At 40.9% G+C, this 25,810-nt stretch carries 36 protein-coding genes; 27 read left to right on the top strand and 9 right to left on the bottom strand.

The window, feature by feature from the left end; translation table 11 throughout:
- Positions 1-15: 15 nt before the first annotated feature.
- The 3 genes from DK207_RS02640 (at position 16) to DK207_RS02630 (ending at position 2,946) form a co-directional block, all read left to right on the top strand.
- Positions 16-1,089 (top strand): NAD(P)H-dependent glycerol-3-phosphate dehydrogenase, encoded by a 1,074-nt coding sequence (locus DK207_RS02640; RefSeq protein ID WP_109439861.1) that lies wholly within the window; start codon positions 16-18, stop codon positions 1,087-1,089.
- A gap of 126 nt (positions 1,090-1,215) precedes the next feature.
- Positions 1,216-1,671: a SixA phosphatase family protein gene (locus tag DK207_RS02635; RefSeq protein ID WP_109439860.1), complete on the top strand. Its 456-nt coding sequence runs from the start codon at positions 1,216-1,218 to the stop codon at positions 1,669-1,671.
- A gap of 255 nt (positions 1,672-1,926) precedes the next feature.
- Positions 1,927-2,946: a tyrosine-type recombinase/integrase gene (locus DK207_RS02630; protein WP_109439859.1), complete on the top strand. Its 1,020-nt coding sequence runs from the start codon at positions 1,927-1,929 to the stop codon at positions 2,944-2,946.
- Here DK207_RS02630 and DK207_RS02625 read toward each other — a convergent pair.
- The 9 genes from DK207_RS02625 to DK207_RS02585 all read right to left on the bottom strand — a co-directional run bounded on the left by DK207_RS02625 (position 2,943) and on the right by DK207_RS02585 (position 7,759).
- Complete coding sequence (locus DK207_RS02625; protein WP_109439858.1) at positions 2,943-3,233, bottom strand: DNA-binding protein; 291 nt, start codon at positions 3,231-3,233, stop codon at positions 2,943-2,945. The two genes, DK207_RS02630 and DK207_RS02625, sit on opposite strands and share 4 nt — an antisense overlap.
- Complete coding sequence (locus tag DK207_RS02620) at positions 3,234-3,482, bottom strand: hypothetical protein (RefSeq protein WP_109439857.1); 249 nt, start codon at positions 3,480-3,482, stop codon at positions 3,234-3,236.
- On the bottom strand, positions 3,475-3,876 hold the full coding sequence (locus tag DK207_RS02615) for a hypothetical protein (RefSeq protein ID WP_109439856.1): 402 nt from the start codon (positions 3,874-3,876) through the stop codon (positions 3,475-3,477). Before DK207_RS02615 ends, DK207_RS02620 begins: the two co-directional genes overlap by 8 nt.
- Before the next feature lie 79 nt (positions 3,877-3,955).
- Complete coding sequence (locus tag DK207_RS02610; protein WP_109439855.1) at positions 3,956-4,594, bottom strand: hypothetical protein; 639 nt, start codon at positions 4,592-4,594, stop codon at positions 3,956-3,958.
- Positions 4,581-5,384: a phage recombination protein Bet gene (gene bet / locus DK207_RS02605; RefSeq protein WP_109439854.1), complete on the bottom strand. Its 804-nt coding sequence runs from the start codon at positions 5,382-5,384 to the stop codon at positions 4,581-4,583. The genes DK207_RS02610 and bet overlap by 14 nt, the downstream gene beginning before the upstream one ends.
- A 9-nt stretch (positions 5,385-5,393) precedes the next feature.
- Positions 5,394-5,582 carry a hypothetical protein gene (locus tag DK207_RS02600; protein WP_109439853.1) on the bottom strand — a complete coding sequence of 63 codons (189 nt, stop codon included), beginning with the start codon at positions 5,580-5,582 and terminating at the stop codon, positions 5,394-5,396.
- Entirely contained in the window at positions 5,579-6,328 is a 750-nt protein-coding gene (locus tag DK207_RS02595) for a hypothetical protein (protein WP_109439852.1), read from the bottom strand. The genes DK207_RS02600 and DK207_RS02595 overlap by 4 nt, the downstream gene beginning before the upstream one ends.
- A gap of 134 nt (positions 6,329-6,462) precedes the next feature.
- The gene (locus DK207_RS02590; RefSeq protein WP_109439851.1) at positions 6,463-6,855 is read right to left on the bottom strand and encodes a hypothetical protein; all 393 of its coding nucleotides are present in this window, start codon (positions 6,853-6,855) and stop codon (positions 6,463-6,465) included.
- A 205-nt stretch (positions 6,856-7,060) separates the two neighbouring features.
- Positions 7,061-7,759 carry a S24 family peptidase gene (locus DK207_RS02585; RefSeq protein WP_109439989.1) on the bottom strand — a complete coding sequence of 233 codons (699 nt, stop codon included), beginning with the start codon at positions 7,757-7,759 and terminating at the stop codon, positions 7,061-7,063.
- A gap of 127 nt (positions 7,760-7,886) precedes the next feature.
- On the opposite strand from DK207_RS02585, the gene DK207_RS02580 reads away from it, so the two are divergent.
- From DK207_RS02580 to DK207_RS02450, 24 genes are all read left to right on the top strand, one after another.
- Positions 7,887-8,081, top strand: coding sequence for a hypothetical protein (locus DK207_RS02580; RefSeq protein ID WP_109439850.1), 195 nt, complete (start codon positions 7,887-7,889; stop codon positions 8,079-8,081).
- Positions 8,082-8,091: 10 nt separating this feature from the next.
- Complete coding sequence (locus DK207_RS02575; protein ID WP_109439849.1) at positions 8,092-8,367, top strand: hypothetical protein; 276 nt, start codon at positions 8,092-8,094, stop codon at positions 8,365-8,367.
- A 44-nt stretch (positions 8,368-8,411) separates the two neighbouring features.
- Positions 8,412-9,191: an HNH endonuclease gene (locus tag DK207_RS02570; protein ID WP_109439848.1), complete on the top strand. Its 780-nt coding sequence runs from the start codon at positions 8,412-8,414 to the stop codon at positions 9,189-9,191.
- Positions 9,184-10,050 (top strand): hypothetical protein, encoded by an 867-nt coding sequence (locus DK207_RS02565; RefSeq protein WP_109439847.1) that lies wholly within the window; start codon positions 9,184-9,186, stop codon positions 10,048-10,050. Before DK207_RS02570 ends, DK207_RS02565 begins: the two co-directional genes overlap by 8 nt.
- Positions 10,043-10,882, top strand: coding sequence for a hypothetical protein (locus DK207_RS02560; protein ID WP_109439846.1), 840 nt, complete (start codon positions 10,043-10,045; stop codon positions 10,880-10,882). The genes DK207_RS02565 and DK207_RS02560 overlap by 8 nt, the downstream gene beginning before the upstream one ends.
- 11 nt (positions 10,883-10,893) lie before the next feature.
- The gene (locus tag DK207_RS02555) at positions 10,894-11,640 is read left to right on the top strand and encodes a DNA-methyltransferase (protein ID WP_109439988.1); all 747 of its coding nucleotides are present in this window, start codon (positions 10,894-10,896) and stop codon (positions 11,638-11,640) included.
- A gap of 232 nt (positions 11,641-11,872) precedes the next feature.
- On the top strand, positions 11,873-12,274 hold the full coding sequence (locus DK207_RS02545) for a hypothetical protein (RefSeq protein WP_109439844.1): 402 nt from the start codon (positions 11,873-11,875) through the stop codon (positions 12,272-12,274).
- Positions 12,271-12,561 carry a DUF6378 domain-containing protein gene (locus tag DK207_RS02540; protein ID WP_109439843.1) on the top strand — a complete coding sequence of 97 codons (291 nt, stop codon included), beginning with the start codon at positions 12,271-12,273 and terminating at the stop codon, positions 12,559-12,561. The genes DK207_RS02545 and DK207_RS02540 overlap by 4 nt, the downstream gene beginning before the upstream one ends.
- Positions 12,562-12,787: 226 nt before the next feature.
- The gene (locus tag DK207_RS02530) at positions 12,788-13,312 is read left to right on the top strand and encodes a hypothetical protein (RefSeq protein ID WP_109439841.1); all 525 of its coding nucleotides are present in this window, start codon (positions 12,788-12,790) and stop codon (positions 13,310-13,312) included.
- Positions 13,312-13,737 (top strand): hypothetical protein, encoded by a 426-nt coding sequence (locus DK207_RS02525; RefSeq protein WP_109439840.1) that lies wholly within the window; start codon positions 13,312-13,314, stop codon positions 13,735-13,737. The genes DK207_RS02530 and DK207_RS02525 overlap by 1 nt, the downstream gene beginning before the upstream one ends.
- A gap of 77 nt (positions 13,738-13,814) precedes the next feature.
- Entirely contained in the window at positions 13,815-14,240 is a 426-nt protein-coding gene (locus DK207_RS02520) for a VRR-NUC domain-containing protein (protein WP_109439839.1), read from the top strand.
- A gap of 9 nt (positions 14,241-14,249) precedes the next feature.
- Complete coding sequence (locus DK207_RS02515; RefSeq protein ID WP_109439838.1) at positions 14,250-14,687, top strand: hypothetical protein; 438 nt, start codon at positions 14,250-14,252, stop codon at positions 14,685-14,687.
- 266 nt (positions 14,688-14,953) lie between these two features.
- Positions 14,954-15,229, top strand: coding sequence for a DUF968 domain-containing protein (locus DK207_RS02505; RefSeq protein ID WP_109439836.1), 276 nt, complete (start codon positions 14,954-14,956; stop codon positions 15,227-15,229).
- A gap of 32 nt (positions 15,230-15,261) precedes the next feature.
- Positions 15,262-15,540 carry a hypothetical protein gene (locus tag DK207_RS02500; RefSeq protein ID WP_109439835.1) on the top strand — a complete coding sequence of 93 codons (279 nt, stop codon included), beginning with the start codon at positions 15,262-15,264 and terminating at the stop codon, positions 15,538-15,540.
- Between the two features lie 233 nt (positions 15,541-15,773).
- Entirely contained in the window at positions 15,774-16,262 is a 489-nt protein-coding gene (locus DK207_RS02495) for a recombination protein NinB (protein ID WP_109439834.1), read from the top strand.
- A gap of 1 nt (position 16,263) precedes the next feature.
- Positions 16,264-16,506, top strand: coding sequence for a hypothetical protein (locus DK207_RS02490; protein ID WP_109439833.1), 243 nt, complete (start codon positions 16,264-16,266; stop codon positions 16,504-16,506).
- 23 nt (positions 16,507-16,529) lie between these two features.
- Positions 16,530-17,126: a terminase small subunit gene (locus DK207_RS02485; protein WP_109439832.1), complete on the top strand. Its 597-nt coding sequence runs from the start codon at positions 16,530-16,532 to the stop codon at positions 17,124-17,126.
- The gene (locus DK207_RS02480) at positions 17,104-18,558 is read left to right on the top strand and encodes a terminase large subunit domain-containing protein (protein WP_109439831.1); all 1,455 of its coding nucleotides are present in this window, start codon (positions 17,104-17,106) and stop codon (positions 18,556-18,558) included. The genes DK207_RS02485 and DK207_RS02480 overlap by 23 nt, the downstream gene beginning before the upstream one ends.
- On the top strand, positions 18,555-20,804 hold the full coding sequence (locus DK207_RS02475) for a portal protein (RefSeq protein WP_109439830.1): 2,250 nt from the start codon (positions 18,555-18,557) through the stop codon (positions 20,802-20,804). Before DK207_RS02480 ends, DK207_RS02475 begins: the two co-directional genes overlap by 4 nt.
- Positions 20,791-21,603, top strand: coding sequence for a hypothetical protein (locus DK207_RS02470; RefSeq protein ID WP_109439829.1), 813 nt, complete (start codon positions 20,791-20,793; stop codon positions 21,601-21,603). Before DK207_RS02475 ends, DK207_RS02470 begins: the two co-directional genes overlap by 14 nt.
- Before the next feature lie 12 nt (positions 21,604-21,615).
- Entirely contained in the window at positions 21,616-22,845 is a 1,230-nt protein-coding gene (locus DK207_RS02465; protein WP_109439828.1) for a P22 phage major capsid protein family protein, read from the top strand.
- Between the two features lie 71 nt (positions 22,846-22,916).
- Positions 22,917-23,483 (top strand): hypothetical protein, encoded by a 567-nt coding sequence (locus DK207_RS02460; protein ID WP_109439827.1) that lies wholly within the window; start codon positions 22,917-22,919, stop codon positions 23,481-23,483.
- 2 nt (positions 23,484-23,485) lie between these two features.
- Positions 23,486-24,103 (top strand): hypothetical protein, encoded by a 618-nt coding sequence (locus tag DK207_RS02455; protein ID WP_109439826.1) that lies wholly within the window; start codon positions 23,486-23,488, stop codon positions 24,101-24,103.
- Positions 24,096-25,810, top strand: a 1,715-nt coding sequence (locus DK207_RS02450; RefSeq protein WP_109439825.1) for a leucine-rich repeat protein, incomplete at its 3' end; no start/stop codon positions are given. The genes DK207_RS02455 and DK207_RS02450, both read left to right, overlap by 8 nt.

The following is a 25,810-nucleotide window of genomic DNA, read 5'->3' as shown; positions in this document are numbered from 1 at the left end:
GTTTCAGGATAGAAAATGGCAGAGTTAAAATTTACTGATTTGGTTGAACCTGTTGCAGTTGATCAAAAAACAGCATTGAGAGTTACAGTGCTTGGTGGTGGCAGTTTTGGTACCGCTATGGCGAACCTTGCAGCACGAAATGGCTGCGATACTATGATTTGGATTCGTGACGCTGCAGTTGCTGAAGAAATTAATCAAACCCATATTAATAAGCGTTATTTGCCAGACTATACTTTAGAGTCTGCTTTACATGCAGTTTCTGACTTAGAATTAGCTGTACGTGACCGGGATATTATTTTGGTTGCGATTCCAAGTCATTCTTACCGAGATGTACTCAAGCAAATTGCACCATTTATTAGTGCTCAAGCAGTTATTTCTTTAACCAAAGGGATTGAAGCGAAAACTTTTAGCTTTATGAGCGATATCATTCGTGAAGAGTTACCAGAAGTCCCTTATGGTGTTTTGTCAGGTCCAAACTTAGCTAAAGAAATCGTGGCAGGTATGCCATCCGGTACTGTGATTGCAAGTGAATCCGAGCTGGTGCGTTATGCGGTACAACATGCCTTGCATAGTGCATTATTCCGTGTTTTTGGCAGTGATGATGTGCATGGCGTCGAGTTGGGTGGTGCACTAAAAAATATTTATGCGGTGGCGATGGGAATGGGTGCGGCTTATAATATTGGTGAAAATACCAAGAGCATGATCTTAACACGTGCTTTGGCAGAAATGAGCCGTTTTGCAGTAAAACAAGGTGCAAATCCACTGACTTTCTTAGGACTGTCTGGCGTTGGGGATTTGTTTGCGACTTGTAATAGCCCATTGAGTCGTAATTATCAAATAGGTTATGCATTGGGATCTGGAAAAACCTTAGACCAAGCAACCAAAGAATTAGGACAGACGGCTGAAGGCATTAATACAATTGTTCAGGTGCGCACAAAAGCAGAAGAGCTAGATGTATATATGCCGATTACGAATGCACTCTATGAAGTAATTTTTGAAAATGCACCGCCAATGACAATCGCGCTTTCTTTGATGAAAAATGGTCATCGTAGTGATGTTGAGTTTGTTTTACCTCACCATGAAGTTTAAAAACTATTTGCATGGTACCGCTGAGACTTAGTCACGACAACGATTAGGATTTAATATGGTGAGATGGATTTATTAAATTGTCATCTTGCATGGTTAAAATATCAATATAAAGAATAAGGTAATTTTATGCAGTTAACTTTAGTTCGCCACGGTGAGGCGTCCCCAGCAGTGAATGGGAATGATATGCAACGCCCTTTGACACAACGCGGTCATCAGCAAGCTGAACAAACAGGGCTTTTTTTAAAAGATGTTATTCGTCCTGAAATTTTTGTAGTCAGCCCTTTATTGCGTGCTCAAGAAACTTTGGCACATATACAAACACATTTTCAGGGAATTCCTGTTTTAATGTGCGATAAAATTAAACCAGATGATGACGCCAAAGATGCAATTGAGTGGTTGTCAAAACTGCCATATGAGTCCATTGCGGTTGTGTGTCATATGAATGTTGTAGCACATATTGCTGAACAATTGACGCACGAAAATTTCCAACCATTTGCATTGGCTGAAGCTCGCATTTATGATCAAGCGGTGATTGCTAATGGTTTATCGACGCAGAAGAATCGTTTTATTCCAACGATCTAAATGTTTATGTCCGTAATAAAATAAGAGTATTAAACAACGATGTTGTACATATTGGTGTGAATACTCTTATTCTATTATTTCTAGATGCTTAAAATAACAATTATTTTCTTGTAAAACAAAAACATATAACAATTTATTGCTAAATTATTATCAATTTCAATCACCCATATTTGCACCATAAATACCTTATTTCGGGCATTTTACGCATAAAATTGCTAAAATAAAAAATAATCTACACCAAATCTGCACCAACAAATGAAACTTCCAAAACCAATTAAACGCGGCGAGACTTACCGTATAACTGTTACGTACGATAAAAAAAGATACTCATGCACCAGAGATACAGAAAAAGAATGTGAGCAATGGGCTGCGATGAAGCTCCTTGAGCTAAAAACAGGAAAAGCTCAAGAGGAAAGCGGTATTAAGCCTTATTACCCATTCTCACAACTATGTGGAAAATACTATCTTGAAAAGGGTAGCAAATTAAAATCAAAGGATGTTATTCGCAATAAATTAGATAATCTCGAAAGAATAGTTGGCGAGCTGGCTACAAAGACTATCTATGATTTCAAACCAAGTGATATTGTAGGCTGGCGCAACAAAAGGATGTCTGAAGTTAAGAGTGGTACCGTCTTGTTAGAGTTCTCAATCTTTTCATCAATATTTACTTACGCACAAAAAGAACTATTTTTGATTGAGTCTAACGTTTGGCAATCTGTAATTAAGCCTGAGAAGGGGAAAAGTAGAAGTCAAAGAATCTATGAAGATGATCAAGAAAAAATCTTGAAGCAAGCGAAGTGGGATAAGACAAAGCCGCCAAAATTTGTAAAGGATTATGTTTGTTGGGCAATGCTTTTTGCATTAGAGACAGCAATGAGGCAGGGTGAAATACTTTCTATGAATAGATGTGATATTAAAGAGGGGTATGTTCATCTACCAATGACAAAAAATGGCGATTCTAGAAATGTGCCTTTATCTGCTGAAGCAAAACGATTATTAAGCTTACTTAGTGCTGAAGATGGGCCTTTACTCCCAGTTAATGTGAAAACATTTAAAAGGACTTGGATAAAAATTCGAGATGAAGCTGGATTGAGTCATATCAACTTCCACGACACTCGACATGAGGCAATCACAAGAATGGTAAGAGTTAGAAAGCTACCAGTCGAGGTTTTAGCAAAAATAACAGGGCATAAGACAATCGGGATTTTGATCAACACTTACTACAACCCAAATGCCCAGGATCTTGTTGAAATGTTTAATAGTAGTGAGAGCTAATTAGCTCTCTTTCTGCCACGTTTATTGCTTTCATTTCGAGTTAGTATTTGTCGTGCTAATTCAGGATTGTACATGTGCTTACCACCAGTGCCTTGATTAATCGCAATCAACTTATCTCTGATAGTAGATACGCTCAGATTATAGATTTTAGCCAACTCTGAAGCACTGACTAACTCTTGTTTTTCCTGCTCAAGCTTGGTGACGATAGCGCCACCAAGGTTTTGACCTAATAGAATCTGAGGGGGAATGTCAGATTCTACAGTAATAATATATTTATGTGCTCCCATTCACCCCTCCGCATCCGCTTTTGCTTCTTCACCCAAAAGGTCATTCAGCGTGACTTCACACATATTTGGAATATTATGATCTTGAAAACTACCAATCATTTCTCCATCATCAAAAGCAAAAATATGTGTAATAGTTCCAGATCCAAAGCTTTTACATTTTACATATCCAATTCTTTCAAGCGCCTCACAAACAGCTAAGATCGGAGCTTGATCAGATATTTCTATTTTTAAGTTTTTAAAATTACTCATTTCCGCCCCTTGCTGCTTCTTCAACCATTAGTTCATAAATTGGAGTGAAGTAATCTTTCGTATGTTCTCCCCAGTGATAACTACTATTTCTAAGACGCTCTACAACATTGTTTGGGATGGTTTTGGGCACCACCACGCAGCCTTCAAGCTTTTTCTGCATGTGATTGACAGCACGCTTCCACATTGACCAACCCGTATTGACACGGTGGTAAACTTCATCAGCATCATCTTGGAAAGCTAGATCAATATCATCTCGGACAACATAATTACCTTGCTCCATGTCAAATCGTACATATTCAAAATGTGAAGTAAGCCAGTAATGTTGTTCAAATAACGGCTGTTGTTCAGTCCAGAAAGCCTGCTTTTGTTCCAATGTTAATTTTTCTTTTATCATCACCAAACTCCCAACATCAGAATTAATAAAAGCCCAACCGCCAAATCCAACAAGATTGATAAGCCTAAAGAGAGTTCTGTCATGTGGTCACCTCAAACTTATAGCCTTTCTTGTCTAAGATTTCACAAAGTAGTTCCTGGCAAATCTCAGCACGTCTAATTATTTGGTTTTCCCGAGTTGCATCACGCTCTTTATAGAACATGGTTACTCGGCGCTCTGGTTGAATATGACCCACAACATGCCAGTCAATATTCTCGTATTTCTTAATCAGGTAATCAGGTGTATCAACCAATGTGTATGCAATGGCGGATCTATTTAGATCGCGAAGCAACATGTAAGTATCTAACTGCCACTCATACAGCTTCTTATCACCAGCCTTTATCTCGATTGGGAATGTCTTTTTAGAATAGGCAGATTTGATATCAATAATGATGTCTTCATCCTGCTCATCTATATCCCATTCACCAGTAAATAAATCGGTTGTAAGGCGCGTCTTATTCTTCACATAAAAGTTGCCAGTCACTTGGTTGAGTAGAGCAATACTTTGATCTTCAACTACTTTGCCTTTTTCAATTTCAGGTGTATCTAATTCAGGTCGCCAGTCTAAAAGTATCTGGCTTGCCATCTCATAAATATGAGATAAAGCGCCTTCTGGTATGGTGTCTTTGTCAGGGTAAGCCATAAGCTTACCCACACCCGATGCTCTAAACGGGATCATGTTCTAAGACCTCCGTTTTAGCCTGAACATAATTGAGTTGTTCTTCGCTCAAGTTGTAGTGGTGCTTAAGCGCCTCAATGTCGCCTTTACCATTGCGAATCTTTTGAACTGCTTTCTCAATTTGCTCTTCTGTAAGAGTAGGGCGATTATCCGCAGTATCAGGTGTTACATCCTTAACAGGCTGACCACTTTCAGCAATTCGTTCTGCTTCGTCTTGATCGTGAATGCCGACAAAACCGAAAGCTAGACGAGCGCATTGAATTGTTGCTTTGTGACGCAAGAAGCGTGAAGGGTGACTTTGCCATGGGCCTTCTACCACATAACCTGTTTTTGATTTGAATGGCGCGCGATAACATTCTGATAGATACTCACGAACTACAGTTGGGTGAGTACGATCTTTGCGATAGATAACGCACTCAACCCATTCAGGTGCGTCAACTTTTGCACCATCCATGCGAACCATATTTTCTGAAAACTTAAACTCCATTCCATCAAAGTTGGAGTTTCCATTGATGATTCGTGACCAACCATCTACACCAACAACAGGGATAATCCCTTTATTTTTATCAGGGAAAGCATAAATTTCTTTGGTCCAAGGATTTAGCTTGTACTGACCTGCAACAATCAGTAATGAAGCCATTTGTGCATCAGTTGCAGGTGTTTCAGTACGGAAAGCTGTCTGGATCAGCGTTTCCTTCAATTCTTGTGGATTAACATTTACCAACCCAAGAGTTTCAGCAACGTTTGCAATCTGAGTTGTAATTAGTGTTCCGTTTACTGGCGCATTCATAACCTTCTCCTAAGCTGCTAAAACTTGTGCTGTTTTTTGTGCTTCAATCTTTTTGATTTCAGCCATCCAAATTTCGTAATTTTCACGATCTAAATGATCGAATTGGTAAAGTGTCTCTACTGCTTGATTAAGCTCAGAAGTTGTATAAACACGATCAAGCTTTGACTTTATGTTCGAGAGATATGATTGAGCGTTCATCCCTTAATCCCCCTCAGCGCTGCAACAACTTGCTTGATTTCTTCTTCGGTGCGCCAAAAACCAATGTCCGGATCTATAAAGTCGTCACAAATAATCTTCTTGTAGCCATTAAGCGTATTACCATCTAAACACCAAGCTTCTTCGCCCTCCCTCGGATCAAAAGGCGCAGGAATCTCTAGCTCAAGCTTTATGGTGCGGGGTTTTATTCTGTACTCATTATAGCTATCAAAAACATCAAGAGTTGTTTTGCCAATAATTGAATACCATTCGCCATTGGTGTGTTTAAACTCTACTGTCTCACCCTTAGCCCAAGCCAATTTTGCCTCAGCCCCACTAATCAAGTCTTTGTTTTGAGATCTCTCAATTGGTGTAAGGTCATTGGCTAAAAACTTTGCATAGCCATTTGACTTGTTAAAAGCTGATTCACTCCATTCGCCATCCCAGTAATAAATAATCTTTTCACTAGTCAAATAAATCAACTTTTGTTGCTTATCACGATAATTCGCATCCTTCACATCATTCCGCTTAAGCACAACAAGGTCTCGAAGCTGAGGGAGGGTGAGTTCTTGACCTGATTCATTTCCCATTTGGAATAAAACGCCAGTTGAGTACGCAAGAATTTGCCCGCTAGTAACATGGAAATATCCTTTCCCAGAACCATTCCATTTATACCCAAGCTCAAAAAACAACTCCTGCGCTTCTTTGCTTTCCGCTTCATCATTCACTTTGATTTTGTAGTTATCCATCTCACACACTCCACACAGCAGGGCAGATCACTTTGTAAAGAACCACCAGTGATGCAAAAAAGCCGATAAAAATGAAAGTCATTACAACGGCAAATTCTTTGTAGGGGTTATTCATAACCTTCTCCACGGAGCGCTTAAACGCGCTCTCTTAGTTCTTGTTCAATAATGTCTTTGATCTCTACAACATCTAGACGATCAACGTATGCTTGGATTTCGCCATCTTCTGAATAGACGCGAATGTCTTTGATTTCGCTTACTTCAACATCAGTCCAGTTGTGACCAACACCGTTGCCATCCTTGAAAACTGATGCAACGTAATCGACTTCTAAAGCGTATTCTTCGTTGATTGTTAAGAGAGTTGCTTGCTCAGCTTTGACATTGATCTCATCAAGCTTGAATGGAGCCATGATGTAAACTGGCTCTTTATGCTCAATCTTCGCAGGAACGAATGCATAAGCAGCTGTTAGCATCCCCATTACTCCAAGTGCTGTGCACATTGGTTTGACTACATTTGCTTTTATGTTCATACTTATCTCACTCTTTGAGTAAGCCCTGCATCCGCCAAGATTGTTCAGGGCTTTTGTTTATCTGATGAGTTAATAGTAAACACAGCGTTTACTGTAGTCAAGGAAAATATTAAACAAATGTTTATTTATTTTGTTTTCTTTTACTAAACATAGACATAAAAAAAGACCACAAAAGTGATCTCTTAAAACATTTTGTTTATTTTAATTATGGTAGCGAGTTCTGCACATTAAAAGCATAAGCTACAACGCAAAATTCCTGATCCATAATATCCTCTGCTGTTAATATTTCTTCAGGATATTCATCCTTATTGGCACTAACAATACGAACACCGCCTTTAGGCATTCTGTATAAATACTTAAACTTAAATAAGCCACCATGACTTATAGCGTAAATTTTCCCATCTATGATATTGGTTCTTCCAACATCAACATATACAGTTGCGCCACTGTTGATTACTGGTGACATTGAATCACCAAAGGCTGTTAAAGCGTAAGCATTTGAAACATCAACACCATATTGTCTTAACGTGGCTTTGCTTAACCTCAACTTCCTTGTTTCATTTCCTACCATTTCCGCTAAAGACCCCGAACCGCACGATACCAAAACCTCTTTATAAAAAGGTATTTCAACTTCATCATTATCAACTGGTGTATCAGAATCCCACTCTAAGACCTTAGTCGCACCAACGCCTAATTTATTAGAATCACCTTTAAGAATCCAATTTGCAGAAACACCAAACTTTGCTGCTGCTTTTAATGCACCTGCCTTAGATACACCTCTTTTTTTCCAATTCGTAATTGTTTGTGGTGACTCATCAATAGCCTTTGCTGTTTCTTCTTGAGATACACCGCTTGCTTCTAAAAGCCTTATGACAGAAGGGTGAGCAGCCTTTTCTTCTTTCATCACATTATCCAAATTCATCAATAATCACATTATCTAAAAAAGTAAACACTTTGTGTTAAACAAATGATTTGACTTTAGGAAACATCATGTTTACTATTAATTAAACAAATGTTTACTAGAGGCAACCATGTCTATCGAAGCTGATAAAGAAATTCTCTTACGGCTTGGTGGCTCTACAAAAGTGGCAGAGCTACTGGGCTTCAAAGATAAACAGCGAGTTCAAAACTGGATGACTCGAGGAATACCAGCAAAGGTAAAACTCCAATATCCACATTTATTTCTTAACCAAAATATTCAGAGCAGCAAAGCTTCTGCTGCTTAAGGACAAACCAATGAGTCTCGAAAAAAAATCTACGCATGTGCGTTTGTCTCCTGAAAACCATGAACGTGCAAAAGTTCTGGCTGAAATTAAAGGTAAAGACCTTGCTCAATACCTTGCATATTTACTTGAGAAGGAAATAGCAGGTGAGTGGCATGTACTTAATTTACAAGCAAAATCATTTGAGCGCTTGGGATTAGGCGCTTTGATGCGGGATCTATCAACAGAGGTAATTTTTGCTGAGGGATTGGATGGGAATGTAAGGGATTTAGACAAAGAAAAAGCCTGATGTACAAGATCAGGCTTCGATATTCATCAATTAGGAACCAATGAATGAAATCAAATTTAGCACAAAAAACAGAAAAACCAAAGCGCAAGACAATTGGTGACAAATTGCGTTTTGAAGTTTTTAAACGTGACCAGTTTAAGTGTCAGTACTGTGGTAAAGCAGCACCTGATGTTGTTTTGAATGTTGATCATATTAACCCAGTTAGTAAGGGTGGGGAGAATGACATTCTCAACCTTATTACATCTTGTGAAGATTGTAATTCTGGAAAAAGTGACCGCCTTCTTTCAGACAACTCGGTAATTGAAAAGCAAAGAAAGATGCTTGAAGAGTTGGACGAACGACGGAAGCAACTACAGATGCTGCTTGAATGGCGTGACGAACTCAAAGACTTTGACAATGAAGTTTCACAAAGTATTGCTGAATACTTTGAACAATCAATTGAAAACGCAGCTGAAGTAAATGAAATGGGGTTAAAGAACATTAGCAAGTGGCTGAAGAAATTTAATGTAAATGAGCTTCTTCAAGCTATTGATGACCTTAATCCAATATATACAAAAGAGAAGACTTTGGATGCTGGTTCGATGTTCGCAAACATCCCTAAGGTCGCAAATTTTAATAGAAAAGGCGAGCTCGAAAAATCCGCATGCTACATCCGAGGCATTCTTAAAAATCGTATTTCCTATGTTGACTATCAAAAAGCTTTAGCTTGGCTGGTTGATGCTCTTGAGTCTGGTGTTGATGAGGAAGAACTAAAAGACCTAGCTAAGTCGGTAAAGAACTGGACTCAATTCCGCTCAGCAATGGAGGATATTTTAAATGGCTAGAGCAAGAAACATTAAGCCTTCATTCTTCACGAATGACGATCTTAGTGAAACTAATCCATTGGCCAGATTATTGTTTATCGGAATGTGGACCATTGCAGATTTTAAAGGTTGTTTTGAATACAAGCCTAAGCGTCTAAAAGTTCAACTACTACCTTATGACGACTGTGATCTTGAACAGCTCGTGAGTGATCTAGAAAAATCGGGATTTATCGCGATTTATACGGTACAAGGACAAAAGTACATCAAAGTACTTAATTTCACTAAACACCAAAACCCACATAAGAATGAACGTGAGGGTGGAAGTGAGATTCCAGATATTGATCAACAAGATAAAGAAGATGAAGTTAAGTCTTTAAATTCTAATGACTTGCAAAATATCGAGATTAATCGCGAGCAAGACGGTACTGATCGTGCTGATTCCCTTAACCTGATTCCTGATTCCCTTAACCTGATTCCTGAAGTTATTTCCGACGTTGTCGAAAATTCGGCTTCGCCTAAACGCAAACCTAAAACCCAAAAAACTACAGTTCCTGAAAACTTTGAAATCAGTGATCAAGTTAGAGTTTGGGCAGAATCTAAAAACTTTGGTGATCTTGAGCAACACCTTGAATACTTCACAGCGAAAGCAGCAGCCAATGGTTACAAGTATGCAGATTGGGATGCAGCATTCAAAACCGCTATCCGTGATGATTGGGCAAAGTTAAGAACTCAACGTTTCCAAAACACAGGATATCAATCATCTGCTCAACAAACAGCAAATGAACAAGCCAAGTGGGATGATTTCCTAAACGGTGGGTCTCATTACGTGGATGTCACACCAAAAAAGTCAATTCTGATTGAGGGGGTGGGTCATGCGTGAGTTCACCCAAGAGGATGCTATCCGTTTGATCACCAAGATGCGCGCTTACTACGGTAAGAAATTCGCAGATCAATGGTCAGGTGTAGATCCTAAAGATATCGCCGAATCAATGGTTGAGTGCTTTCAAGGTTTAAGTGCTGATGATTTCAAGCGCGGTGTTGCCAAGATGATGAAATCAACCTTTTGTCCTTCAATACCTGAGTTTAGATCATGGTGTGAGCCTAAAGCTGATGCTTGGTTAGATGCTCATGAGGCATGGGCCATAGCGAAAGATTCAATTGAATTCGGTACTGGTCGTGAATTGACTGTGATCTGGACTGAGCAAGCAGCTAAAGCTTTTGAGAAGTGTGCTGATCTGGTTGCAACCGGTGACAAGTTCCAATTAGCCGAAGCTAAGAAAATCTTTGTTTCGATCTATGAGCGTCTGGTAACCGAAGCAAAAGATCAAGGTTTAAAACCAGTCTACAACGTGAGTTTAGGTGTTGATCCTGACCAGCGTATCTCTGCAATCAAACAAGCTGAAGTTGCAGGATTCTTAACTGGTCCAGAAACTCAATTGCAACTTGAGCACAAGCAAACCAAGGAAGAACAACAGGCAGAAGCTGAACAATATAAAACAACCGCCCAAAAGGCAATTGCAGAGTTGCGTGAAAAGCTAAAGCTCAAAGGACCAGTGAACAAAATGTCAGATGAGATCAAAGAGGTTCAACCGTGGGAACTCAAAGAAGATTCAGAGTATTGGCCTGATCCGTTCGATCAAAAAGAACAATATATCGAAAGCCTAAAAGCAGAGGGTAAAGCCTTGCCTATGGCATTGAGAGGTGCAGCGTGAAACATAATCTCATGTTAGGCGATTGCCTCGAGCGTATGAAGGAAATTGAAACGGGTACTGTTGATATGATTCTTTGTGATTTGCCATACGGTACCACTTGCTGCAGTTGGGATGCGGTTATTCCATTTGAACCGCTTTGGGAACAGTACGAGCGAGTAATTAAAGAGAATGGTGCGATTGTTTTATTTGCTGCTCAGCCCTTCACAGCAGTACTCGCAGCTTCAAATCTGGACATGTTCCGTTATGAATGGATTTATGAAAAGCCGAATGCGACTGGATTCTTTAATGCGCATTTCCAACCGCTACGTGCACATGAAAATATCCTTGTGTTTTACAAAGCGAAGCCGACATTCAATCCCATTAAAACCTTTGGGCATGAACGCAAAACAGCTAAGCGTAAAGATATTGGATCTGAACATTATGGCAAACAGGTAAACATCAAAGCATACGATTCAACAGAGCGGTACCCGCGCTCAGTGCAGCTATTCAGCAGTGATAAGCAGAAATCAAACTTCCATCCAACACAAAAGCCTGTAGCTCTTTGTGAGTACTTGATTCGTACATACACAAATGAAGGTGAAACAGTACTCGACACCACAATGGGAAGCGGTACCACTGGCGTTGCTTGTGTAAACACGGGCCGTTCATTCATTGGGATTGAGCAAGAGAAAAAGTACTTTGACATAGCGCAAGAACGTATTGCTCAAGCAGGTACCGAGAAAGACATGCAGCCTGACCTATTTGGAGAAGCAGTATGAGCAAGCATATTGAGACATTTAACAGAACGTTGCGCTTACTTGAGGCATTTCATAATTCCGAGAAAGCACTAAATACAGAAGACATTCGACGACTAACAAACCAGACGCTTAGATCAGCTCAAAGAACAGCACGCTTACTTCAAGAGAGTGGGTGGCTTGAATGCAGAATTTACAACAACTGTGCTTTGTATAAAGCAAGCCCTAAAACTAACAACTTGTTTGGAGGTGCTAAATGAGTGCATCACTTACACAAATCCGTAGTGCATTGCAGGAATTGGCAATCAAGAAGGGTCGCCCAGCATATGAGCTTTACACAGCTAAACAGGTTAAGCATGCATTGGACAATGGTTTAGAACACAACTTGCTAGCTGAACTTCCTTTCTTTGAAGTGGTGAAGGAGAAAGATGAGCCATTAAGAGATGTTGTTCAGCGTGAATATCCAACGGCCGCCCAAGCAAAAGAGATACAGGTTTGGCTCAAGAACTTCAAGGGTCGTTATATCGATTTAGCTGAAATGGTTGGCTGTAATGCAAGTAGCTTTCAGCACATCAAAGCGGGACGAGTTAATTGCACTTTGGATATGTACAAACGAATCATGAAGGCACGAAAACAATTAGAAGGAGTTGCGGCATGAATATCGAATCAACTTTAAATCAACGTGGTGAGCGTTACGGGAAGTTTAAGTGCGTTGCTGCAACTACCTATGCACTTCAAGCGGTTATTCAAGAAGCTCAAACCTATGACAAGTTAAGCGCAAGTCAAATCATTGCCTTAGACATGATCTGCAACAAGATGGCTCGTATCGTAAATGGCGATCCAAATTACATCGACAATTGGCACGACATTGCAGGCTATGCAACGTTGGTAGAGCAAGAGTTGACCATTACCAAACGTGACTCAAGTGACGGAGAAGGGCGATGAATAAAAAATGCGTAAACACAGGTAATTGGGTGGAAATGTGCGATTCATTAAACAGATGCATAAGTGATGGAATGGGTGACTTTGATACACAAATCAGGGTTAGATTTTCAGATAGCGCTGAGAGGCTAGCAATTACGGCTGGTAGATTTAAGAAAAACAAGGTTCAGATCAGTTATTGCCCCGCTTGTGGTGAAAACATTGAAACCGTGTTTAAGGAGCAAAGCCAATGAACGCGATCCAATTCATTCAGCAGCACGGTGTTGAGAAGGCGAGGGAAGTTGTTGAGGGTGTGCCTGATGGTTGCACGCACTACAGAGTATTAAGTTGCGGAACTAGATATACAAAACATATATCAATCTCAGAATGCTACATCTGGAATGGAATCATGTGGAGAGCATGTTCTACCCCAGGTCTAGTGTTTACAAGTGATGTAATTTATCCAATTTCTGAGTTAAATCGCATCTTAGAAGGCATGAATATTATTGAAGCGCTTGGAGGAATTGAACAAGCAAAACTCTATATCGGCTTAAATGACAATCAGCACTCAATAATGTTGATCTACAGAATGATCACTTCTGATGAGATTAAACAAGCCATCGCAGACTACGAGTCGATTTATTCAAATGACATCAAGATCGAGGTTAGCTTTGGCTTTACTCTTATGTCGCCTGAACGCCTTGCTTGTATTGACATGGGCGACGACTCACACATTGAGAATCATATCTCTCCAAATTGTAAGCAGGTGAAGTGATGAGTACAACTTTTATTGACACAAATGGAGAGATGAGCTTCGAAGATAACGAACGACTTAAATTCGTCATTCATTACCTAAAGCAAGGCGCATCTGAAGAATTAATAAAGACAGATAAAAATGGTCGATTCGTTAATGAAGATAGTGAAACAGCATTTACTGATATTTGGCTTGCTTCTGCACAACACCAACAATCGAAAGTGGATGAGCTGCAAAAGCAACTTATTAATCAAGGTCAACGCTTTAACGAGCAATCCCAACGCATCAAAGACTTAGAGCATAAGAGTGGGGAGCTGCAAAAGCGGGTGGAATTTCTCGAAATGAATCTTCACTTTGTTAAAGAACATTTCGAAATGAATGATCTAGATAAAGCAATGCCACGTGTCTATGAAGAGTTGGAGCAAGCGCTCAAGGGGGAAGGATGAACTCAACACTAGCTATAGCTTGCTTTTGGATTGGGTGTCTTATGGGCTACCTAATCGGGCACTTAGGAGGCTGACCAATGACCACATTCAAAGAGGCTCAAAGAAGTAGATCAAAGGCGGTGGCGCGTTCTAAACGCGTTCACAAGGTGCCCACGGAAGATCAAGAGCAAATCACTCTTATGTCATGGGCGCATCATGTGAAGTTTGGGAATGGTCGCCTTTCTGATTATTTGATTCACATCCCAAATGGTGGATCAAGAAACGTTATCGAAGCAGCTAAGTTTAAGAAGATGGGAGTGAAAGCAGGCGTTCCTGATCTTCAATTGTTAGTTCCAAATGGTTTGATTCATGGTTTATGGATTGAACTCAAATCAAAGGCTGGCAAGTTGCTGCCAAGTCAGCGCTTAATGATGCAGCGATTAGAAGAACAGGGTTACATGTGCAAAGTCTGCTTTGGGGCGGACGAAGCAATACAAGAAATTAAAAAGTATTTATGTATTTGAGGTGACGGTATGAATGCGGCAGTAAACACAAAAGTTATGGATTGGTCTAAATACACTTTGGATGAATGGCTTAGTCAGTATGGCGCGTTCATATCAATCAACCGTATGCGTGGTGGTCATGAGCCTGATGATCTTGGAATTAATCAAATCTATTGGCTTGTACAGCAGAACGCAACAAAGCCAGCACGCAACAATAAAACAATCATTCTCAAGATGACTGATTTTGAGTATGAGCGAGTACAACAACTACTACGACAAATTCGTTGTTCAATTTCTATCTGTCAGTCAGCTAAAGCTGCGGTTGAGTTGTATATTCAAAAGCAAGTGCGTGGTTTGACACTCGATCAGATGGATAACGAATTCATGCTAAGCCGTAGCTCAATTAACAATATGATTACAGCAGGACGATGGTATTTAGCAGGACATGATAAAAGACTTGTCATTTAAATGAGAAAGTAGTAAATTCTGTTATAGTGGACGAAGTTATAGTAATTCACTAAGTATTTAAAAGCTCATCGAAAGGTGGGCTTTTTTGTTGTCTATAGAAAAGTGAGAATATATGGACATAATCGAATCAAAGAAGAATCTTGAAATTTACAGAAGCAATTTAAGTAAGCTGCAAAGTTATAACCATTTGTTCAGTAGCTATTCATTTCGAGCAGACTGTGAACGTGAAGCTAGACTACTAAAAGAACGTATCGAGGTGCTAGAAAATGCGTTCGACAAAGAGGCTAAACGAAATAAGAAAGCTGCCATGCGTTAGGTGTGGTAATGGCCCAAGTCAAGCGGCTCATTCTAATAGCTCCAAGCACGGCAAAGGGCGCGGCATTAAAGCGTCAGATGAGTTTACAGTGCCGCTATGCTACCAATGCCATTCAGCATTCGATCAATTCAAACTAGGCACAAGACAAGAATCAGAAGCTTTGTTTGATCAGTGGTTGGAGAAGACTGAGCGGATGTTGAATCTTAAAGATCATGAGGTTTTTTGATATAATTACTCTAAATATCGGGAGTAATAATTATGATTGATAACAACTCAATTCCTCTAAATATGCTGGAAATGCTAGATCATTGCCGATCACCGTATTACGAGAAAGCAGAAGATATAAAAAAAATATTTCCATTCGATATGCAAGTTGAAAAGTTACAAGAACTTCATCAAATGATGATTGAAGATCCAACAATAAAAGGAATTACTGGGCTTATTGCAGATAGGGTGAGACATGAAGACACAGTTTTTATGGTTGTTGATGCTAATGGTGACTTAAATATACTCCCTAAGCCTGATGTATTTAAATAATGTAAATTACATAATTTTATGTTTGAGCCACCCTCGGGTGGTTTTTTATTGCTTGAATCTTGATCAAACCTCATGTAAATTATAGTTTCTGATGTATATTAAGTTACTTTAAGAAACTACCAATTTTGAGGATAAGATCATGAACGAAGGTTACGCCTAGGCTGATAAAACAGAATCCTAGAATAGGAATTACGAAAGGCGCTATTGAGCGTCTTTTTTATTGTGAGGTGGGTATGAATCAAGCAGTGTTCACCATCAAAGATCACTCAGACATCGGTAAAACAATCAATTATCTGCATAACAATTACACTCAAGCAAATTTTGAGGGTAAGCCGTTGGTTGTTGAGATCAAACCTGAAGCGAAAGACAGATCGAAAGCTCAAAATCGTTTGTATTGGAAATGGCTTCATGAGATTCATAGAAAGACAGGCAATGACGAAGATCAACTGCACTTTGAGTTCAAGAAGAAGTTTCTAATCGGCATATTGAAGCGTGATGACGATGAATATGCAGCAATGTGCTTAGCTATATCGGCATTAAAACAAAGCGAATCTGAGCAATACAGAGCGATTGCTGACGGTGTTATCCGGGAGACTTCAACCACTCGAATGAATACATCACAGTTCACCACTTATTTAAATCTAATTGAGGCATTTGCGGTTAAAGAGTTTGGTATAATGTTGCCAATACCAGATGATTTGAAGTTTGCTTTGGAAAAGTAGTATGAATAATAAAGAGTGGTTTAATGAAGCATGTAGAAATGGTGGTATACCATTACAGAGACAAAGAGACTTTGAGCCAGTTTCACAAGAAGCAATGAAAGAGAAAATGAAGGCTGATGCTATAACTTTACGTTTAACTTATGCAAAATGGTCTGAAGAAGAACAGAAAGCCTTAGAAGCACAACGCCAAGAGTGCTTAGATAAGTATCACAAACTCTTAAATAAACAAAAAAACCGCCCATGAGGCGGTTTTTTAATGAGGTAAATATGGAACAAATCAAAGGCGCAGAACCTTTAAAAAATCTACGTCATGAAGAGTTCTGCCATGAATATTTAAAAACACTGAGCGCTCAAGAAGCAGGCAAGGCAACTGGTTATAAGAACCGTCAAAATGCTTGGGATGTGCTGCAGCGAGATGATGTACAAGAGCGAATTGCATATCTCAACACACAAAGAATGAACCGTGTCGATGTGGATGCAGACTATGTGCTCAAGCGATTGGTTGAAATTGATCAGATGGATGTCCTAGACATCATGGATGACAACTACTGCTTCAAACCTATTGGCGAATGGCCAAAGATTTGGCGACAGTACGTGTCAAACATTGAGAATACTGAAGAATTTGAAGGTTACGGTGAAGATAGAGAGCAGAGCGGTTGGCTCAAGAAGATCAAATGGCCTGATAAAGTCAAAAACCTTGAGCTTTTAGGCAAACACATATCTGTAAGCGCTTTCAAAGAAAGTGTTGAGCACAAGCATTCTGGGAAAATAGATATTAAACAAATTGCCGATGATGACCTGGATAAGCGAATCAAAGAGCTTGAAAATAAGGTGATGCCAGATGACAAGAGAGGAGAAGCTTGAGTATTTAGCATTGCTGGAAGAAAAGGCGCGTCGATTAGAAGTCTATCGCTATAAAGACATGGGCGATATTTTATATCCATTTCAGCAGGAATTGATTAGAGCAACCAAAACACATACTCAGGTCATGTTGATGGCTGCCAACCAAATCGGGAAAACATTTTCAGGCACATATATTGATGCGATTCACGCTATGGGACAGTACCCTGATTGGTGGGATGGCCACACGTTTGATAAAGCTCCATTATTGTGGTTGCTTGGTTATTCTGGTGTTAAGTGCCGAGATTTATTACAGGCTCCAATTTTTGGCAGAAGAATAGAAAATAAATGGCAAGGTGGATTAATACCACCTGAGTACATTCTCGACCATGAATCAATGATTGGCACGCCGAATGCCATGCAATCTATTTATGTTCGTCATGGCGGTGGTGGTGATGTTCAGTACCAAACATCAAAAGTGCAGCTATGGTCATATTCTCAAGGGCAACATGCCCTAATGGGGGATAAGGTTGATTGGTTTCATATTGACGAGGAGCCAAAAGATCAGCAAATTTTTCCTCAAGTTTTGATCCGAACAACAAATGGTGATCAAGGCAATGGTGGGAGAGGAATATTAACCTTCACTCCTGAGAATGGACGAACCGATCTGGTAATTCAATTCATGGATACGCCAAGCGAGGGGCAGTACTTGATTCGGGCGGGATGGGATGATGCCCCGCATATTAGCGAAGAAGTTAAGAAAACCATGCTTGCGTCAATCCCACCACATCAAAAAGAAATGCGTACCAAAGGCATACCAATGCTCGGTCATGGTCGAATTTATGACTTGAGCGAGGAATACATCACATGCGAACCGTTCGAGATTCCTGATCATTTTATGATTATCGACGGCATGGACTTTGGTTGGGATCATCCACAAGCACAGGTTCAGTTGGCTATTGATCTGGATAATGGGATTATCTATGTGACACGTGCATGGAAACAGCGCCTAGTGTCACCTGATGAGGCTTGGGGCGCAACAAAGTTATGGGCTAAAGATGTGCCTACAGCATGGCCTTTGGATGGTCTACAAACCGAGAAAGGGTCAGGAAAGCAGCAAAAGGCTTACTACAAAGAAGCTGGCTTTAATATGCTGAATGAGCATGCCACATGGCCTGATGGATCAAACGGGGTTGAGGCTGGTCTATTTGAGATTCTTGACCTAATGCGCAAGGGTAAGTGGAAAGTATTTAGAGGCTTGAGAGCATTTTTTGATGAGTTTCTACAGTATCACCGTAATGAAAGAGGCGACATTGTGAAAACTGGTGATGATGTGCTTGATGCTGTCAGATATGCGTACATGATGCGCAGATTTGCCAAACGCAAAGGCTTTATAGGCAAAGAAAAACCAAAAGCTCCACCGCCACCGCGCACAATGAGGACAACACTGTCATGACAGATGAAATTGCAAAAGAAAATAAAACCGACGATGACATTCTTGGGCGTGTACGCAAAATGTGCGATGAGGCTGAGGACTACTGGAATCCTATTTATGAAATGGGTAAAGACGATCGTCAGTTTGTTACTGTTGATAAAGCACAGTGGAGTGAAACAGAGCGCAAAGAGCGATTGGATAAAGGTGTACCAACTTTAACGTTTAATGTTCTCAGAACATATTGTAGACAACAAATCAATAATGCACGCTTAAATCGTCAGCAAATCAAAGCTGAGCCTGTAGATGACATTGCGGATCCAACGATTGCTAAAATCTTTAATGGGCTGCTACGCGATACAGAAATCACAAGTGGCGCTGATAATGCATATGATGCGGCTGTAGAGGGCGTTGTTTATAGCGGCATGGGCTTTATTCGCATTCATGTTGATTACGTTTCACCAGATAGCTTTCAGCAAGAGCCTAAGATCCTAACGATACACAATCCTGATTCTGTCTCAATAGATCCATTAAGCAAAGAACTCGACGGCTCAGACGCTCGGTATATTGTGATTAAAACATGGTTGCCGCGTGCAGATATTATTGATCAATACGGTGAAGATGCTGCATCTGATTTTGACAGTGAAAACGAAAATAGCGATTGGATCAATCATGATGATAAAACTGTTTGTGTCGCTGAGATGTTTGAATTACAGCGCAAATCAAAACCACTTTATTTGTTGATTGATGGCACAACAACATATGACAAACCTCAAGATGAAGCGATGATTGCAAAAGAGCGTGAAAGCTACGAGGAAAAGTGCTGGTGGTACAAGCTGACAGGCTCAAAAGTTTTAGAGGATCGTGAATTTATCGTTCCAATGCTGCCGATCATTCCAGTGTATGGTGATGTTACTTGGGATGGTGAAAAACGCTATGTATATTCAATGGTTCACTTCGCTCGAGATCCGCAAAAGCTTTATAACTTTTGGAGATCCTCGGAAGCTCAACAAATCGCAGAAGGTCTTAAACAGCGTTATCTAGTGTCAATCGAGGCTACAAAGGACATCCCAGAATGGGCAGATCCAAATGCTTATCAAGTCATTCGATACAATCATGTGACTGATGATGCGGGTCAACCATTACCGCCACCGCAAGCATTGCCAACATTAAGTACGCTTAATGGCATTTTAAATGCTGCTGAAGGAGCTAAGCAGGGCATTGAGCAAATCCTCAATATGCAGCCTGCTGCAATGGGGCAAAATGTCAACAATCAGTCAGGTAAAGCAATTGGCTTGTTGCAACAGCGTGCTGATGTAAGTCACTTTCATATCACAGACAACTTGAACAAGTCACTTGCTCAAGTGGGGCGTGTTTTGATTGCAATTTATCAAAAGGCATATTCAGTGCAAATGGTTAAGCGCATTACCGGTGAAGATAACAAAACCGAGCGTGTGCAATTGAATGCGCCTGCTCCAGTGGTGCAACAAGGTGAAAAACAGATTGACGGTGTGATTGATGGCATCCTGAATAACTTAACAGTTGGTCGCTACGACATCCGCATGTCAACTGGTCCAAGCTTTATCAGTCAGCGTCAAGAGAATAAGCAAGCACTTACTCAATTACTGCAGTTCGTTCCGCAAATCGGACAAGCAGCACCAGACTTGTTACTCAAAGCGTTTGATGATGGCAACATGCTCGAAGATATTGTTGAGCGTATCAAAAAATCACTTGATCCTGCTTTAACACAAGAGGGTGATGGTGATCCGCAGATGCAGGCTGTATTGCAGCAATATCAGCAACAAATGCAGCAGCTCCAAGCGGCACTACAGGAGGCTACAGCACAAGCGGATGATAAAGAAGCAGAGCGACAAGCTAAGTTTGCAATTGAGCAGCTCAAAGCTGAAACAACGATTGCAGTCGCTCAGATCAATAATGTTGCTAAAGCTGAACTTGAGGAGCTTAAGGGCGCAATCAACATGATCCTGCAGAACATGCAGCCGCCTCAAGAGTGGCTTGATACTGATATACAGAATCAACCACCACCAGAAACACAGTTTCAAGAAGAACCGTCGCAAGGCGGTTTTTTAACGCCTGAAGAACAGCAAATGATTCAACAACAGATGCTCGAAGAACAGGCACAGCAACAAAATTACGCACCCGATGACGGTCAGATTGGGATTGATGCGCAAAACATGGCTGTAGTTGAACAAAACCCCGAACTTGACGGTTTTCAAGGCATAGGTGAGCAAAACGATGGACAATATTGAGCAAACAACAGAAACAACCGAACAAACCTCAACACCTGGCGAGGTTGAACAACAAGTTGAACAGCAGCAAGGTGAGGAAGGTAACAGTCAGGTTGAATTAACAGAAGAACAGCAAGCCGAAGCCGCTGCCCAAAAGGCAGAGGAGGAAAAGGCCGCGCATAAGCAAAGTGCGATTGATAAGCGTATTGCGAAGCTGACTTGGGAGAAAAACGAGGCACTTCGTAAAGCTCACGAATTAGAGCAAAAATATGCAAGTCAGGCTCAGTCGGTTGTTAAAGAGCCGCAGTTGCATGAGTTTGATTCTATTGATGAGTATGCGAAAGCTGTATCCAAATATCAGGAAGATAAGGTACGGCAGGATTATCAAAATCAACAAGAGCAACAACGCACTGAGCAATTGCGACACGCCCAAGCTGTGAAGCTAGAAGTCGCTGAAGCTGAATTTCAAAAAGCCCACCCTGACTACCTTCGTGTGGTTGGTTCTTTGGTTCAAATCAGTGGTGGTGAGTTACCGGAACAGTTGAGCATGGCTGTGCTTGAACTGGGTGATGCTGCACCTGCTGTGCTTTATGAAATCGGCAAAGATCCTGTTGATGTTGTTGAGTTGCTTGATATGACGCCAACGCAGCAACTAATGAAGCTTGGAGAAATCCGGGCAACCCTTAAAAACAATCCCAAAACTCCAAAAATCCCGAATGCCCCTGCGCCAGTCAATCCCGCAAAAGGCGGAACAAGCTCTAAAAAAGATCCACATAGCGGATCTGATGAGGACTTTTTGCGTAGTCGTGGCCTAAGATAAGGTAATTAAAATATGTCAAATACCGTTTTAACTCATAACGTTGTAGCAAAAGAAGCGGCAGCAATGCTGATTGAAGAATCAGTATTCATTAAGTCAATTAACCGCAGTCGTGAGCAAGAGTTCAATAAAGACAAAGCTGGCTATAAAGTTGGCTCAGAGGTACGGATCAAGATCCCACCTGTGCCGGTTGTAACAGACGGCAAAGAATATAATGGTGATGATGCTGATCTGAACGCAAAGGAATCAACACGCATTTTAAAGGTTGATACTCAAAAACACGTTTCTTTAGAGTTTGGTGCAGCAGAACAAACATTAAGCCTAACTGATTTTAAAGAGCGTTTTTTAAAGCCTGCTATTCAATCGCTTGCAACAACTGTTGATGCTGACTTGTTAAAGCGTGCGATTGTGACTGTAAACAACAGTACTTTGATTGGTGCAAATGAAACCACACCCTTGGCTCCCTTTGGTCGTGCACGTGAAATGCTGGCACGCTCGTTGACTCCATCGGCTGGTCGTATTGCACTGCTTTCATCTGAGTTCACTAACGGCATTGTTGATACGTCAGGCACCTTATTTAACCCTAATGCTGAGATTGCCAAGCAGTACAAAGAGGGTTATGTAGGTCGTGCACGTGGATTTGATTTTGTCGAGTCAGAGCACATCTACCGCCAAGAGAACGGCTTAACCACAGGTATCACTGTAAGTGGTGCAGGGCAGACAGGCGGCTTCTTGACTGTAGGCGGTTTAACCAATGGCGATGTGATCAAAGCAGGTCAGGTGTTTAGTTTACCAGGTGTTGAAATGCTTCACCCACTAACACGCTTATCGTATGGCAAGCTTATGCAGTTTGTTGTGCTTGAAGATGTGACTGCGGGTGGTGCTACAGCAACTTTGAAAATCTACCCTGAAATTACGCCTGATATGGTTGGTGCTGACAAGCAAGCAAATGCCAACGTTTCTGCATCTCCTGCGAACGCTGCTGGCTTAACGTTTATCGGTGGCGATAACGATGTGATTGATCAGGCGCTTTGTTATACCAAAGATGCATTTAGTGCTGCGTTTGCACCTTTAAAAGTGCTTGCAGGCTGTGAGGGTTATACCTTCAACACTGAAACAATGGCATTGCGTGTGCAAACAGGCGGCAACTGGGTGAGTGATTACGAGGGCACACGTATTGATGTGCTCTACGGTTTCACTATGGTTCGCGGTAATCATGCTGCGCGTGTAGGTCGAATCGACTAACCACCAAAACAACAAAACAAATGACGACAAATGCCCCTTAATTGGGGAGTCGTCATTTTTGGAGTATTGAAATGCGTGAATATCCAAAGATGCTGTATATCGGTACAGCTCAATCACATAAACACAAGACTGCACGAAATGAGCAGCATGAAGCAGAACTGCGTGAATTAGGTTTTGTTAATTTTGTCGATCTGGAAAAAGAAGAGCCAGTAAACAACGCTGTTGGCAGCGCATCAACTGAAGATTTTAAGAATGCTTTTGTTCCTGTTGAGCAGTTTGATTCTGTCTGTGAGGATTTAGTTCAAAAAGAGTTACAACTCAGTGTAGCTCAAACAGAGCGCGATCAATTCAAGGCTGAAAACGATGATCTGAAAGGTCAATTACACCAAGCGCAAGAAGCTAATAAAAAGCTTCAAGAGGCTCTTGATTCATTACAGCGCGATCCAGCACCTCAAGACACAACAGTTGAACCAGTGATGCAGAGTGCATCTACTGAATCAGTAGAACCAGACTACAGCAAAGCGACAGCAAAAGAACTGCGTGAAGCACTGGACGCAAAAGGCATTAAATACCTTCAACGCGACAATGTGGATACGTTACGCGCTTTGCTAACTCAGCCAGTTAAAACGGAAGAATAACAATGAAAGTACGTGATTTAGTCCACGCCTCAGCACGTGTTATCGGCGTCGTAGCGTCAGGCGAAAATATGACAGATGCCGAATTAAACGATGCAGTTTCAGCATTAAATTTGATGTTGGGGCAATGGTCTAGCTCACGTGACTATGTTTATTCATCTGAAGATGTAGTCGTGCAGCTCAACGGTAGTGGTCAATATGAGATTGATGCGCGATTAATTTCCGAAGATGCAAAACTTGCAGAAGAAGAAATCCGTATTTATCGAGATATTGCCCGTAATACGCCAAAAAATAGCATTACATATAGCAAACTGCCGAATGGCTATCTCCTGAATGTGCCTTCTGGTACCAGAGGATTATTGACTATTCAAAGTCTAAGTAGCCCTCAATTCCCACTGCGAGCACTCGATGAGATTGTGGTACCTGACGAGTATTACCGAGCAATCAAATACGCTTTAGCAATCGAGATTGCGCCCGAATATCAATTGCCGATTACCCCTGATGTGCAGCAACATTATCAGCAAGCAATGCGAATTATGCATCGTGCACAGTCAACACCAACACCAATTAAGCCAGATCCTGTCCTAATGGGCATAAGTCGAGGTAGCCATTACTATGATTAAACTGCCCTTAGTCGGACCAGCTTATAAGATGCAAGCTCAAAGCATCAGTTGTCAGAATTGTATTAACTGGTACCCGCAAACGATCGAATATCCCAACGGTTCCAGAGTTGCAGCGTTAATGCCCACACCTGGTTTAAAAAAGATATTTCAGGGCATTTCATCGGCTGTGCGTTGCCTGCATGTTTTGTCAAACGGAGCTTTGCTAGTAGTAATAGGCAATAAGCTGTATCACAGTAAAGCCAATAAGTTTGATCTGATTGAAGTTGGTTTAATTAGCGCATTAGGTACTGTTCGAGCTGCGGACAATGGGCGAGTTGCACTTATTGTAAATGGTACTTATACCTATTCACTTGACTTGAAAAATCTAACATTAACGCGCCTATCTGGCTCGGCAATCCCACGTTCAACTCATGTTGTTTTCTTGGATGGTCGTTTTGTTTTCAACAAAGCAAACACAGGACAGTTTCACTGGTCTGATTTGTACAGCACTAATGTGAATGCATTATCTTATGCTACCGCTGAATCAACGCCTGACAATGTGACTGCTATCATAGAGTTTAATTCATCAGAGTTGTGGTTGTTCGGCTCCCAAAGTGTAGAGCGTTACTACGGAGCTGGATCGGCAAATGCCCCATATGCTCGCTTATCAGGTGGAGCAATGTCTTTTGGTTGTCTTGCGCCTGACAGTATTGTTGCACTCGCTACGGGTGTTATATGGCTTGGTGTGAGTGAATTTGGTGGAAGCCAGATTGTGATGAGCGCTGGCGGTGTGCCAGAACGCATCTCTACGCATGCACTTGAAGAAGAAATTGCATCATTTAGCAAGACTTCGGATGCCACAGCTTATGCATATCAGATGGAAGGGCATGTTTTCTACGTGATTTCCTTCCCTTCAGCCAATGTGACTTTTTGCTACGATGCTTCAACTGGTCTTTGGCATCAGCGCTCTTTCGCAAACCCTCAAGGCTTGCATGAGCGTCATCGGTCACAGCACCACGCCTTTTACAACAATACTCACATCGTGGGTGACTATCGCAACGGCAAGCTATATCAGTTAGATAACAATATCTTCACTGATGATGGTGAGTTAATTATGCGTGAAAGAACAGCTCAAGCAGTTATTACAGATGGTAAATTAACTCGATTCAATAATCTTGAGATTGTATGTGAAGTTGGATTCGAAGACAGAAAACCTAAGCCTACGCCTCAACCGCCTGTTATTAGTTGTGTTGGTGCCCTAAATATCACTGATTGGATTGATATAGATGGTGACTGGCAACTAGAAATCGAAGGAAACCCGATAACATCGATTGATACTCCAATAGAAACAATTATTGATCTGTTGAGATCAAATAACTTTGAAGTTGATGTAGAAGTGCCTATTGAGGATTGGGATATTGAATATGTGTTAAATGGTGAAACTATTAGAGAGATAACTGGTAATCCTATTCCTGATAGTTACGCTGAAAATCAAGGAGAAGGTAGAACATCTTTAATTATAAACAATACCATTACTCATATTGGTGGTGATGCTTTTGCTGATTGGACATCATGTACTTCATTAACTATCCCGAATAGTGTTACTCATATTGGTGGTGATGCTTTTGCTGATTGGACATCATGTACTTCATTAACTATCCCGAATAGTGTTACTCATATTGGTGGTGATGCTTTTGCTGATTGGACATCATGTACTTCATTAACTAT

Origin of the sequence: Acinetobacter haemolyticus (assembly GCF_900406815.1) — a bacterium.
Lineage (GTDB): Bacteria > Pseudomonadota > Gammaproteobacteria > Pseudomonadales > Moraxellaceae > Acinetobacter > Acinetobacter haemolyticus_A.
The sequence above is the reverse complement of the archived record's forward strand: the minus strand, read 5'-3'. Positions and strand labels throughout refer to the sequence as shown.